Source organism: Veillonella sp. (assembly GCF_015058545.1).
Classification (GTDB): Bacteria; Bacillota; Negativicutes; order Veillonellales; family Veillonellaceae; genus Veillonella_A.
In genome coordinates, this window is record NZ_SVCB01000015.1 from 1 (window position 1) to 12,452 (window position 12,452).

Genomic DNA, 12,452 nt, shown 5'->3' on the forward strand with positions numbered 1-12,452 from the left:
GTGGAATTCAGTAATATCTGTTGCCCATTTTTGATCTGGTTTTGTAGCATTAAAGTCTCGATTAATAATATTGGGAGCGATTTTTCCTTCGGAGCCTCTATATGATCGATACTTCTTAAGCCGAACCTGGCAGGTTAGTTTTTCTTCTTTCATAAGACGCATTACAACTTTATGATTTATACAAAATCCTAATTTATGTAGTTCTACAGTGATTCGACGATATCCATAACGCCCCTTATTTATCGCCACAATTGTACGAATAGCTTCTCTTTCATCCGCATATTTGTCTCCCTTTTTTATAGCAGCAAGCCGTGCATAATATGTACTTCGGCTAATACTAAAATAATTGAGCATAAACTGAAGTGGATATATTTTTCTTAGTCTTTCAATTGCGATTATTTGTTTTTTTTTACAGACCGATTAGGTTTAGCAATTTTACGCATTTCTTCCATAAAATCATTGTAAAAGGAAAGTTCATATTTTAGCCGGGCATTCTCTGCCTCAAGTTCTTTGATGCGATCTTTGTCAGATTTCATAGATTGATTATTTTGTTCTTTAGGTTGTTCTTTAGGTTGTTTTTTAGGTTGCATAGGTGGTCTACCTTTAGGTTTAGGCTGTAATCCTAATATTCCTTCATCTAAATAACGCTTTTGCCAAATTGCAATTAAGCTAGGATTATCTAAGTTAAATAATTCTGCTGTTTCCTTAAAGGATAAACTATTTGCCCATCTAGTTTCAATAACAGTTTGTTTAAATTCAGCTGAAAAACTACGACGACTCATCCTTCTATTTGTCGAATAACCATTCTTACACTTAAATAACCAGTAACGTACGGTACCCTCAGGAATATTTAATTCTTTAGCAATTGTAAGTATTCCCCACCCAAGGTTAAACAAGTGGTTAACTTTCTCTTTAATTTCTTTAGAATATTTTGGCATAAAAAACTGCACCTCCAAAAATTGTGTCCAATTTTTGGGGTGCAGTTCAATTCAACTGTTGTCCCTTACAATTTTTCAGTTTATTCGGCGCTCACAACCGCCGCTTTCATAGATCTTACGTATTCCCCTAATGCTTCATCAGCCGCATCACCATGAGCTTCAATGATTTTTACAATAGCCGAGCCTACAATAGCCCCGTCCGAAACGGCCGCCATCGCTTTCGCCTGTTCCGGTTCGGCAATACCGAAACCGATGGCTACCGGCACGTCGGTATATTTTTTAATCGTTGCCACTAAGCCTGCGATATCGGTGGTGATTTCCTTGCGCACGCCCGTTACCCCTAAGGACGATACACAGTAAATAAAGCCTTTCGCATCAGACGCAATGCGTTCGATACGCTGTTCCGACGTTGGCGCAATTAAGGAAATCACGGTGACTCCCGCCGCAGCCGCCACATCTTCAATTTCACCTTTTTCTTCGTAAGGCATGTCCGGTACGATAATGCCGCGAATATTAAGCGCCTTACAACGGGCAAAGAATTTTTCCGCACCGTATACATACACCGGGTTCAAATAGGTCATGAACACCAACGGAATCGTAACGGTTTCACGGACTTTTTCAACCATGTCAAAAATTGCATCCGTAAGAGCACCGCTTTTCAGCGCTCTTTGGGAGGCACGCTGAATGACTTCCCCTTCCGCCACCGGATCGGAGAAAGGAATGCCGATTTCCACTAAATCGGCGCCCGCATCAGCCATAACCTTAATATAACGGGCCGTGGCTTCCAAATTAGGGTCGCCGGCGGTCAAAAAGCCGATAAATGCCTTGCCCTTGGCAAAAGCTTGTTCTATTGCATAACTGTCTTGTTGTACCTTATTCATTGATGTCATACCCCCTGTATCGTGCCATGGCCGCTACATCCTTATCACCGCGACCGGAAATACAAATAATAATCGATTCATCACGGCCCATTGTCGGTGCCACCTTCATAGCATGGGCTACGGCATGAGCACTTTCAATGGCCGGAATAATGCCTTCGGTGCGCGATAAATATTCAAAGGCCGTTACCGCTTCTTCATCAGTAATCGGCACATAAGTAGCTCGGCCCGTATCATGTAAGTAAGAGTGTTCCGGTCCGATGCCCGGATAATCAAGACCGGCCGAGATGGAGTATACCGGTGCAATCTGACCGTATTCGTTTTGCACGAAATAGGAGCGCATGCCGTGGAAAATCCCCGGTGTCCCTTTGGCCAACGTAGCTGCATGCTCTTTCGTTTCGATGCCGAGGCCCGCCGCTTCGCAACCAACCAACTGAACCCCTTCATCCGGAATGAAATGGTAGAACATGCCGATAGCATTGCTGCCACCGCCGGCACAGGCGAGCACCATGCTTGGCAACTTGCCTTCAGCGTCCAAAATTTGTTCCCGCGCTTCTTTACTGATAATGCTTTGGAAATCGCACACAATCATCGGGAACGGATGAGGACCTACGGCGGACCCCATGGCGTAATAGGTATCATCCACACGGCGAGTCCACTCGCGAAGCGTTTCACTGACCGCATCTTTTAAGGTCATGGTACCTGACGTTACAGGATGAACCTTCGCGCCCAATAATTCCATGCGATATACATTAAGGGCCTGACGTTCCGTATCTTCTTTACCCATGAAAATTTCGCATTCCATGCCGAGGAGGGCCGCCGCCGTAGCGGCCGCCACACCATGTTGACCGGCACCGGTTTCAGCGATAATACGTTTTTTACCCATTCGTTTGGCCAACAAAACCTGTCCCAATACATTGTTAATCTTATGGGAACCGGTATGGTTTAAATCTTCACGTTTCAAATAAATTTTGGCGCCGCCTAAATCTTCCGACATATGCTTGGCATAGTACAAAATCGACGGACGACCTGTGTAATTCACCTGTAGTTCTTCCAATTCGGCCACGAAATCGGGGTCATTTTTATATTTCTCATACGCTGCTTCTACTTCAAGAACAGCGTTCATCAAAATCTCCGGAATATATTGTCCGCCATGCTCACCATAGCGGCCCTTGCGTTGTACTTCACTCACAAAACTCACCTCTCCAATCTTTCTCTTTTATTGTTTTACTATTTTCAAAAAGTCTTCTATTTTTCGTTTATCTTTAACCCCGTCAGTCTCTACACCGCTGCTCACATCAACGCCATAAGGCTTGGCAATGCGAATGGCTCGAGCTACATTGGTAATATTTAAACCGCCGGCCAACATAAAAGGCTTCGTAAAACCTCTTAAAAGCGACCAATCAAAACTTTGACCTGAGCCGCCTCGTTCGCCCTTTACAAATGTATCAAACAGAATCAAATCGGCTGAGCTGTCACGCCATCGCGCCACATCGGCGGCCGATTCCACCTGTACCGCTTTCCAGATGGCGGCCTTCGTCAATTGGCGTAACTCCGCAATATCTTCTTCCGTTTCATCGCCGCAAAGCTGAATCACATCAAGGGGCACGGCTACAGCCAACTTCGCCATAACTTCTAATGACTCGTTAACAAAGATGCCTGCTTTTTTTACCGCCGGCACCAAATGAGCTGCCAAGGTTTTAGCCTCAATGCAGGTTACCTGTCGTTTGCTGGGCGCAAATACGAAACCGATATACTCCGGTCTTAATTCAGGAGGCAACGTATTGATCAGGGCAATATCTTCCGGCCGTTTCAAGCCACATATTTTTGCCTTCACCGGCGGCACTTTACCGTAGAGTTCGGCAATCGCTTTACCCTTATCGGCCACTCTCATAAAACGCTCCCCGATAAGAGCGGCGCCAATGCCGTTTTCACGGAGGGCTTCTATATCAGAGGCCGTATTAAGACCGCTTTCCGATACAAATATAACCGAATCAGGCACCAGCTTTCTAAGCTTCAAACTGTGATTTATATCTACCGTAAAATCACGCAAATCGCGATTATTTACGCCGATAATCCGCGCCCCTATGTTGAGGGCCTTGGTTATTTCAGCTTCCGAATGAGCTTCAACGAGGCAAGCCAAACCTAGACTGTTTGCCAACTCATGGAACTTCTTTAATTCTTCTTCCGATAGAATGGCACAAATCAATAAAATGGCGGCGGCACCGATTACTTTTGCCTCATATATCTGATAGCTGTCGATGGTAAAATCTTTGCGCAGCACCGGAATCTGTACAGTCTTTGCAATCTCTGTAAGATATGTATCGGCCCCTTGGAAAAACTCCGGTTCCGTCAATACCGATATGGCGGCGGCACCGGCCTTTTCATAATCCTTGGCAATCGCCAAATAAGGGAAATCTTCCGCAATAATACCTTTCGACGGCGATGCCTTTTTTACCTCGCAGATAAAATTCATCGAGCCCGCCCGAAGCGCTTTTTCAAAAGCAAAGGGGAATTGTCCGCCCTGTTTTGCCAGTTCGGCGCGCGCTATAACCTCTGCTTTGGCCTTGATCAGCTCCAAAGGCACACTTGCTTTTAACTTGGCCACCCGTTCTTTAGTGGCCGCTACAATCGTATCAAGTATCATTAAGCCACCTCATTGGTAGCGGCGATTAAATCTTCCAGCACCGCCAGAGCCTTGCCTTCATCGATAAGCCGCGCCGCCTTGGCGATACCTTCAGCCAACGTAGTATTTTCTTCCGCCAAATGGAAACTCATGCCTGCATTTAAAATTACCGCATTACGACGGGAGCCGTTTTCACCATTCAGCACGGAGCGGGTAATTTCCGCATTAACCGGCCCGTCACCGCCTACGAGTTCAGCCGGTTTGGCATAGGCAAGACCGAACTCAGCAGGATCCAGCACATAGCTGGTTAACTTGCCGTCATTAATTTCGCAAACATAGGTCTTATCACAAGCGGTAATTTCATCGAGGCCGTCAAAACCGTGAACTACGGCGCCTCGTTTAACCCCCAGATTAGCTAATACCTGAGCCATAGGTTCCACTAATTCCTTAGCGTATACGCCCATGAGCTGCATGGTAGCACCGGCGGGGTTCGTCAAAGGTCCGAGCACATTAAACACAGTGCGAATACCTAACGCCTTGCGCACCGGCATGGCGTATTTCATGGAGCTATGATAGAGTGGGGCAAACATAAAGCACATGCCTACTTTATTAAGCACATCCTGATTGGCCGGTCCCGGTACATTTAAATTAACCCCTAAGGCTTCCAAGCAATCAGCGGCACCACATTTACTGGATACGCTGCGATTGCCGTGCTTAGCTACGGGAATTCCGCCGGCAGCGATTACAAAGCCGGCTGTAGTGGAAATGTTAAACGTATTCGTCTTATCCCCACCGGTACCGACGATTTCAAATACATCCTTGGCGTGCTTTACGGGCATGGCTTTTTCACGCATACCTTGGGCAAAACCGGTAATCTCATCGATGGTTTCCCCTTTTAAGCGCAACGCCCCTAAAAGCGCGCCGATTTGAGCCTCATTGGCTTCACCGTTCATAATCTCACGCATGGCTCCCAAAGCCATATCATAGGTCAAATTTTGACCATCAACCACTGTTTCAATCGCCGTTTTAATTAACATAATTAGCTCCTCTCGGGCCTTGCCCTCTCTCTTATTTGTCAAAACTCTCGGTTCTCAATCTTTTATTGGAATTTACTTATACCCTAATATTCAAGAAGTTCTTTAAAATCTCAATGCCATGGGGTGTTAAAATCGATTCCGGATGGAATTGAACACCATATAGCGGTTCTGTTTTGTGTTCCATGGCCATAATTTCGCCGTCCGCCGTTTCCGCCGTCACCACCAACTCTTCCGGTAAGCTTGCTCTATCTACCGCCAAAGAATGGTAGCGAGCCGCTTCGAAGTGCTTTGGCAGACCTTCAAACAACTTGGAGTCTTTAATTATATTGACCTCACTGAATTTGCCGTGCATTACCGTTTTGGCAAAACCTACAGTGCCGCCGAAGCTTTCCGCCAAGGCCTGATGACCGAGACAAACGCCTAAGAGTGGAATTTTACCGGCTACGGCGGGAATCAGTATTTCGTAAATACCCGCTTCATTCGGCCGACCCGGCCCCGGTGATAATACAATGTGACTCGGGTTCAGTTCAAGCACTTCCGGCACCGTTAATTCATCGCTGCGAACCACTTTAATATCCGAATTCAAGGTCCCGATAAATTGATATAAATTAAAGGAAAAACTGTCATAATGATCAATCAACAATATCATAACCGGTCACCTCTACCCCTTTCTTAATGGCTTCGATTATAGCCTGCGCCTTATTGCGCGTTTCTTCATATTCATTGGCCGGTACACTGTCCCGTACGATACCCGCCCCGGAACGAACCGCTACATAACCGCCCTTGGCCACGGCCATGCGGATGCCGATGCAAGTATCCATATTGCCGGCAAAATCTAAATAGCCGATAGCCCCCGCATACACGCCGCGCGGTGCTTTTTCAAGACTCTGTAAAATCTCTACGGCCCGAATCTTCGGTGCTCCCGATAAGGTGCCGGCCGGTAACGTAGCACTCAACGCATCCAATGCATCCTTATCCTTTTGAAGTGTTCCCGATACGGCGGAGCAAATATGCATCACATGCGAGAATCGTTGAATTTCTCTAAGCGCCGTTACCTTCACACTACCGAATTCACAAACACGACCTAAATCATTACGGCCTAAATCGACCAACATATTGTGTTCGGCCAATTCCTTTTCATCATTCTTCAATCGTTCTTCATAGGCCATATCTTCCGCTTTATTCTTGCCTCGCGGCATCGTCCCGGCGATGGGGAAGGTTTCCACCTGACCGTCACGAACTTTCACCAAGGTTTCCGGCGAAGCACCGGTCAATTCCAAATTCGGACTGCTGAGGTAGAACATGTACGGCGATGGGTTGGTAGTGCGCAAGATGCGGTAAGCATTTAACAAGCTGCCTTTAAAGCGAGCTCGCCGTCCAATGGATAACACACCTTGGAAGATGTCCCCTTTTCGAATATGATCCTGCAAGTTTTCAATCTTTGCCATGAACTCTTCTTTGGTAAACTCGTCTTCAAATTCCGTTAAGAGCTTACCGGCCGGTTCATTCACTTCTTCCCCTGTCGCTACCAATTTTGCTAAACTTTCCAACTCCAGTTGAGCCTTGTTGTAATTCGTTTCCAACTCATCGGTACGAATATTGGTAATTAAAATAATCTTTTTCTTATAATGATCAAAGACAATGACTTTATCAAACAACAAGAGATCTACATCATTGAAAATCGGTATATCATAAGGGCCTGTAGACATCAACTTCATTCGTTGATTCTGAAAACCGCGATCCAAATGCGGTTCTTGGTAGGTCATGTATTCATAGCCAAAGTAACCTACCAGACCACCGGTAAAGGTGGGCAAAAAATCGAATTGCGGACTGCGGTATTCTTTCATTACCCGGCGAATCTCTTCATTCGGCTTCGTCGTCCGATAGGTTTGCGTCGTAGCCCCCTTAATCGTCATCGTGCCGGCCTTACAGGTGATTTCAAGGAGCGGATTATAACCTAAGAAAGAATAGCGCCCCCAGCTTTCTTTATTGTCCGCGCTCTCCAATAAAAACGCCGTTTTACTAACGCGTTTCAGTGCTTTTAACACACTCACGACCGTTCGCGTATCCGAAAAGATTTCCTTGTATACGGGCACAATCGGATAATCTGCAGCGTATTTTTTTAATGTTTCCAATGGTAACTGATTCATAATGGCCGCTCCTTTTTCTCAATTATATGGGCTAACTCTCTTTTGGGTAATAAAAAAATCCTTGGCAAATATATGCCAAGGACGGGTAATTATACTCGCGGTACCACCTTGTTTGACGTTCTACGTACAATAAAACGCCCCCTCATTCGCAGGGTACTAACATACCCCTCATTGCTAACGCCAATGTCGCGTCGCTGTATACTAAAGCTATTACATAACTCTTTCCCAGCGCCCTCAACGGTCCATTTAATAAGCTGCGTTCTGTGAAAATCTCAGCTAACTCCACTCTCTGTAAGTGCACGTCTTATTTTTATCTCCGTCTCAACGGTTTATAGGTTCGCTATAAAGTTATATACGAGCCGCCACCCCGGCGGCCGTTAAAATCAAATGTCTCTCACTCCATATTGTTCCGCAATCCCTATGCCGAACAAAACCTTCTCTCTGCTCCCTCAAGCTACCTTCGTGTTATCTCGTGATGTACAATTTCATCAATTTGTTCTTTTAACAAGAAACTCTGTCCACTTAGGTTGTATTTATAATATACACAATGACATCAAATGTCAAGAATTTTTTTGTAATGTTTTCATAAAATTAAAGACTATATTTTACAAAAACCTTTGATAACCTAGCTTTAGCCGTATTCTAAACGTCATATATTTTTTTGAATTATCAAATTATAATCAAATTTAGCATTATAGTGATAAAGTGATATAATATAACTATAAAAAGTTGTAGCAAAACTCTAACCGGTTTTTATTAGGAGGGAAGTCCCATGGCCAACACCGACACCACAATTAATGCAGTTACCAATCCGGAACCGAATGACACAGCTATTAACATAGAAACAACCATTAAAAATCTGACACGCAATAACTTTGTCGTGCATTATTTTGAGACCGGCGCCGAAGCTACGGCTTACTTAAAAGAGCGTATTCAAAATAAAAGGGTTGCCTTGGGCGACTCCCGCACCTTACAAGCCCTTAAGGTCTATGAAGCCTTAGAGCCTAATAATAAAGAAATAACGGATATTCACCGCCCCTTAGAAGGGGAGAATTTCCGCCAGACAGCCCTGCGTACTATGCAGCGTGATGTTTTTCTTACGTCCGTCAATGCCTTGGCTCAAACAGGGGAACTCGTTAATATCGACGGCACCGGCAATCGCGTGGCCTGCTCCTTATTCGGCTCCGAAGAAGTATTCTTCGTCCTCGGCATTAACAAGATAACTACGGACTTAGCATCCGCCATTTATCGAGCTCGTAATGTAGCGGCCCCTCGTAATGTTGTGAAAAACAAAAAACTCTCCAAGACACCATGTGCCATTAAACAGGATCATTGTTATGATTGCGCCTCTCCGGACCGCATCTGCAATGCCCTTACCATTTACTACAAGAAAATGCGCAATATGGATATTATGGAAGTTATCATCGTTAACGAAGAATTGGGATTCTAAATTCCCCATTTAAACCAAAACATGTTGTCCTATAAGCCCAACATGTTTTATCCTATGCATTAAAAGCCAAAACGAAAGCCCCACCCGTTGCCGGGTGGGGCTTTCTTCATAGGCACAAGCTATCAATCAAATGCCTTTATTAGCTTATCAGATTATGCACCTACAAAACGATTCAAAGCAGCTGTGCTTGTCATGTGACGTTTAGTCATGCCAAGTTCAGCAGGGCTGATACCCAATGCTAAGCCGATTAACTGGCTCATATGGATAATAGGCATATCTTTGTCGCTAGGAACATATTGTTTAGCTTCTTTTTGGAACATATCAAGCTGCATCTGGCAAAGTGGGCAAGGTGTAACAACACAATCAGCGCCTTCTTTAGCAGCATCAGCATTGATGGAACCGGTCATCTGCATAACGGAATCATGTGCAGGGTATACAGCATGGAAACCACAGCAGTCGAGTTTACGGGAGAAATCGATTGGTGTAGCGCCGATAGCTTTGATTACATCAGCCAAGCTGGTTGGGATCTGGAAGTCTTCAAAGCCTGTTTCTTCTTGCGGACGAAGAAGATGGCAACCATAGTATTCAGCAACACGAAGACCGCTTAAAGGTTTAACAACTTTAGCTTTAAGGTTGTTCAAACCGTAGTCGCGAATCAATACCCATAAGAAATGAGTTACATCGCTGGTACCTTTATAACGTAAGCCTGCTTGGCCCAAAATGTTATTTACGCGAGCGCGTTGAGTTTCATCGCGGTCGAGTTCATTTTTAGCTTCGCGGAGCATTAAAGTACAAGTGTTACAAACAGTCATTAACTGAACGCCTTGTGCTTCAGCTAATGCAATATTACGAGCATTGGTGGAAAGAATTGCCAATGGATCAACGTCCTGAACGTGGGACGCACCGCAGCAAGTCCAACCTTCCAATTCTTCGATTTGAATGCCTAATTTTTTAGCAACCGCAACAGTGGCGATAAAATCTTCTTTGGCTGCACCTTCAAGTACACAACCAGGGAAAAATGCGTATTTCATTATCTTTCTGCCTCCTCTGCTGCCTTAATAATGGTGCGCACATCCTTAATACCTTGAACCGGTTTGTGTGGAACTACGAGTTCAAGAGGATTAATCTTACCATGTGCCCAGAGACGCAATGCGTAGAGACCTTGTTTAGCGGAATCTACAAGACCGTCAGTTTTAAGACTCATCGTTACTTCGTTCAAGCGACCTGTCTGCATGAGGTCTTGTTTGAAGGCGATAGCATGACGAGTACCTTTATTGGATAAGCCGGCTTTCGTAGCTACTGCACGAAGTTCGGAAATATCTTTTGCAGGTTTTAAGTGTTTTGGACAACGGGAGATACAGTTCATGCAATGAACGCATTTCCAAAGACCATGTTCAAACGCAGGGTTAACGTGAGCCATAGGTGCAGCATCACGGGAATCCTGAACAAAGCGATTAGCTTTAGTGTAAACATATGGATCCAAGAAGTCTTCGCGGTTAGCGGACAATTTGTTACATTCGGAAGCACAGCAACCGCAAAGGATACATTCTGTGTTAGTAACAAATTTTTTGAAATCTTCCGGAGTCTGGCGGGAACCCATATCACGGTTGAATTCAGGTTTCATGAAAATCCATGGAGCAACTGTTTTAAGACGGTTAACTTTAGCTTCCCAGTCAACTGCCAAGTCGCGGATTACGTCGAAGTTACCGATTGGAGCGATTTCGATTGTGTCACTACCGAAACGTTCGGTAATATCGTCGATTTTACTTTCACAACCAAGCATAGCCTGACCATTAACTTTAATGGAGCAAGCGCCACAAACAGCACTACGGCAAGCAGCGATGAATGTTAAGGTTGGATCGATAGTATCTTTAATTTTTTGAAGGCCCCAGAGAATTGTACGGTCCGTTTCATAATCAAAGGAATAGGTCTGTACATAGGAGCGACCTTCATTATAACGATGAATCTTATAAGTAATCTGTCTCATCTTAGTACGTCCTTTCTTTTGGTTCGAAGCGAGTAATTACAACTTCACTCTGACCTACTTCGTATTCGCCATCTTCTTTAAGTGTAATAACTGTGTGATTCAAGAAGTTAGCATCATCACGTTTTGCAAAGTCTTCGCGAAGGTGACTACCGCGGCTTTCTTTACGACGCATAGCGCCCAAAGTAACAGCTTTAGCAATAGTTAAGAGGCTGCCTACTTCAACGTAGTTTACGAAAGCCATATTGAACGTACGGTTAGTGTCGCCAACGTAGCAAGTTTTATATTCTTCAAGCAAACGATTCAAGATTGCCAATTCTTCTTCCATTTTCTTTTCTTCGCGGAAAATACCTACGTTGTTCCACATAGTAAGAGCCATTTCGTCACGAATTTCAGAAATAGGACGACCGGTTGTACGACCGGTTACTTCACGGAAGCGTTGTTCCCAACCGTTAGCTGCTTCGTTAAGAGCTTTAGCAGCGTCTTTAGCACTGTTTTCTTTAACATAAGCAACAGCGCCTTCACCGGCTACTTTACCGAATACAACAGCGTCAGCCAAGGAGTTACCGCCAAGACGGTTAGCACCGTGGATGGATACGCAAGCAGCTTCGCCGGCTGCGAATAAACCAGGGACTACAGTACCGCAAGTTTTGAAATCTTTTACATCAATACCGCCCATGGAATAGTGACAAGTTGGACGAATTGGAATAGGTTGAACTAATGGATCGGCATGTTCGAATGTAATAGCGAGGTCGCGGATACCATGAAGTTTTTCGAGAATAACTTCTTTTGGTAAGTGACGAACGTCAGCTACTACATAAGCGTCAAGACCGGTGCCCCAGCCACGACCTTCAGCGATTTCAGTTTCGATAGCTTTAGCTACAACGTCACGAGGTGCAAGTTCCATTTTGCTAGGAGCATAATCCTTCATGAAACGTTCCCCTTTGTTATTCAAGAGGTAACCACCTTCACCACGAACAGCTTCGGACATCAAGATACCGCTTTTGCCGAGACCGGTTGGATGGAACTGAACCATTTCAGGGTCTTTCAAAGCACAACCTGCACGGAAACATGCTGCCATGCCGTCACCTGTGGAAAGGTAAGGGTTGGAAGTACGAGTCCAGTACATACGACCGGCACCACCGGTTGCAATTACTAATGCAGTAGTTGCGATTTTTTCAACACGGCCTTCTTTCATGTTCCAAGCAACAACGCCGCCTACGGAACCGTCGTCAGCTTTAACGATGTCTAATAAGTACCAATCTTGAAGGAAATGTACGTTTTCCTTTAAGCATTGTTCATACAACGTATGCAAAATTACATGACCGGTTTTATCGGCACTGTAGCATGTACGAGGGTATGCCTGGCCACCGAAGTTACGTTGTGCGA

The 12,452-nt window shown here is 44.9% G+C and carries 12 protein-coding genes; 1 reads left to right on the plus strand and 11 read right to left on the minus strand.

The window, feature by feature from the left end; all coding sequences use genetic code 11:
• From E7204_RS00715 to E7204_RS00750, 8 genes are all read right to left on the minus strand, one after another.
• On the minus strand, positions 1-354 hold a 354-nt coding region (locus tag E7204_RS00715; protein WP_295180623.1), incomplete at its 3' end, for an IS3 family transposase.
• A gap of 41 nt (positions 355-395) precedes the next feature.
• A complete protein-coding gene (locus E7204_RS00720; protein WP_295180625.1) occupies positions 396-938 on the minus strand; it encodes a transposase in 543 nt (180 codons plus the stop codon).
• Positions 939-1,018: 80 nt separating this feature from the next.
• Positions 1,019-1,819: a tryptophan synthase subunit alpha gene (trpA, locus tag E7204_RS00725; protein WP_295180627.1), complete on the minus strand. Its 801-nt coding sequence runs from the start codon at positions 1,817-1,819 to the stop codon at positions 1,019-1,021.
• Complete coding sequence (trpB, locus tag E7204_RS00730; RefSeq protein WP_295180629.1) at positions 1,812-3,008, minus strand: tryptophan synthase subunit beta; 1,197 nt, start codon at positions 3,006-3,008, stop codon at positions 1,812-1,814. Before trpB ends, trpA begins: the two co-directional genes overlap by 8 nt.
• Before the next feature lie 27 nt (positions 3,009-3,035).
• The gene (trpCF, locus tag E7204_RS00735) at positions 3,036-4,463 is read right to left on the minus strand and encodes a bifunctional indole-3-glycerol-phosphate synthase TrpC/phosphoribosylanthranilate isomerase TrpF (protein ID WP_295180631.1); all 1,428 of its coding nucleotides are present in this window, start codon (positions 4,461-4,463) and stop codon (positions 3,036-3,038) included.
• Positions 4,463-5,479: an anthranilate phosphoribosyltransferase gene (gene trpD / locus E7204_RS00740; RefSeq protein WP_295180633.1), complete on the minus strand. Its 1,017-nt coding sequence runs from the start codon at positions 5,477-5,479 to the stop codon at positions 4,463-4,465. The genes trpCF and trpD overlap by 1 nt, the downstream gene beginning before the upstream one ends.
• Positions 5,480-5,555: 76 nt before the next feature.
• A complete protein-coding gene (locus tag E7204_RS00745) occupies positions 5,556-6,128 on the minus strand; it encodes an aminodeoxychorismate/anthranilate synthase component II (RefSeq protein WP_295180634.1) in 573 nt (190 codons plus the stop codon).
• On the minus strand, positions 6,112-7,629 hold the full coding sequence (locus E7204_RS00750) for an anthranilate synthase component I family protein (protein WP_295180636.1): 1,518 nt from the start codon (positions 7,627-7,629) through the stop codon (positions 6,112-6,114). The genes E7204_RS00745 and E7204_RS00750 overlap by 17 nt, the downstream gene beginning before the upstream one ends.
• 772 nt (positions 7,630-8,401) lie before the next feature.
• Between E7204_RS00750 and E7204_RS00755 the strand changes: the two genes are divergently transcribed.
• Complete coding sequence (locus E7204_RS00755) at positions 8,402-9,079, plus strand: lactate utilization protein (RefSeq protein ID WP_295180638.1); 678 nt, start codon at positions 8,402-8,404, stop codon at positions 9,077-9,079.
• Between the two features lie 152 nt (positions 9,080-9,231).
• Here the strand turns inward: E7204_RS00755 and E7204_RS00760 are convergent, their stop codons facing one another.
• The 3 genes from E7204_RS00760 to E7204_RS00770 all read right to left on the minus strand — a co-directional run.
• Positions 9,232-10,110: a CoB--CoM heterodisulfide reductase iron-sulfur subunit B family protein gene (locus tag E7204_RS00760; RefSeq protein WP_021842281.1), complete on the minus strand. Its 879-nt coding sequence runs from the start codon at positions 10,108-10,110 to the stop codon at positions 9,232-9,234.
• A complete protein-coding gene (locus E7204_RS00765) occupies positions 10,110-11,066 on the minus strand; it encodes a succinate dehydrogenase/fumarate reductase iron-sulfur subunit (RefSeq protein WP_295180641.1) in 957 nt (318 codons plus the stop codon). The genes E7204_RS00760 and E7204_RS00765 overlap by 1 nt, the downstream gene beginning before the upstream one ends.
• A gap of 1 nt (position 11,067) precedes the next feature.
• The coding region (locus tag E7204_RS00770) for an FAD-binding protein (protein ID WP_295180643.1) at positions 11,068-12,452 on the minus strand (1,385 nt) is incomplete at its 5' end.

Coding starts and splice junctions, on each gene's coding strand:
- E7204_RS00720 (WP_295180625.1), bottom strand. CDS start 938: ATGCCAAAATATTCTAAAGAAATTAAAGAGAAAGTTAACCACTTGTTT.
- trpA (WP_295180627.1), bottom strand. CDS start 1,819: ATGAATAAGGTACAACAAGACAGTTATGCAATAGAACAAGCTTTTGCC.
- trpCF (WP_295180631.1), bottom strand. CDS start 4,463: ATGATACTTGATACGATTGTAGCGGCCACTAAAGAACGGGTGGCCAAG.
- trpD (WP_295180633.1), bottom strand. CDS start 5,479: ATGTTAATTAAAACGGCGATTGAAACAGTGGTTGATGGTCAAAATTTG.
- E7204_RS00745 (WP_295180634.1), bottom strand. CDS start 6,128: ATGATATTGTTGATTGATCATTATGACAGTTTTTCCTTTAATTTATAT.
- E7204_RS00750 (WP_295180636.1), bottom strand. CDS start 7,629: ATGAATCAGTTACCATTGGAAACATTAAAAAAATACGCTGCAGATTAT.
- E7204_RS00755 (WP_295180638.1), top strand. CDS start 8,402: ATGGCCAACACCGACACCACAATTAATGCAGTTACCAATCCGGAACCG.
- E7204_RS00760 (WP_021842281.1), bottom strand. CDS start 10,110: ATGAAATACGCATTTTTCCCTGGTTGTGTACTTGAAGGTGCAGCCAAA.
- E7204_RS00765 (WP_295180641.1), bottom strand. CDS start 11,066: ATGAGACAGATTACTTATAAGATTCATCGTTATAATGAAGGTCGCTCC.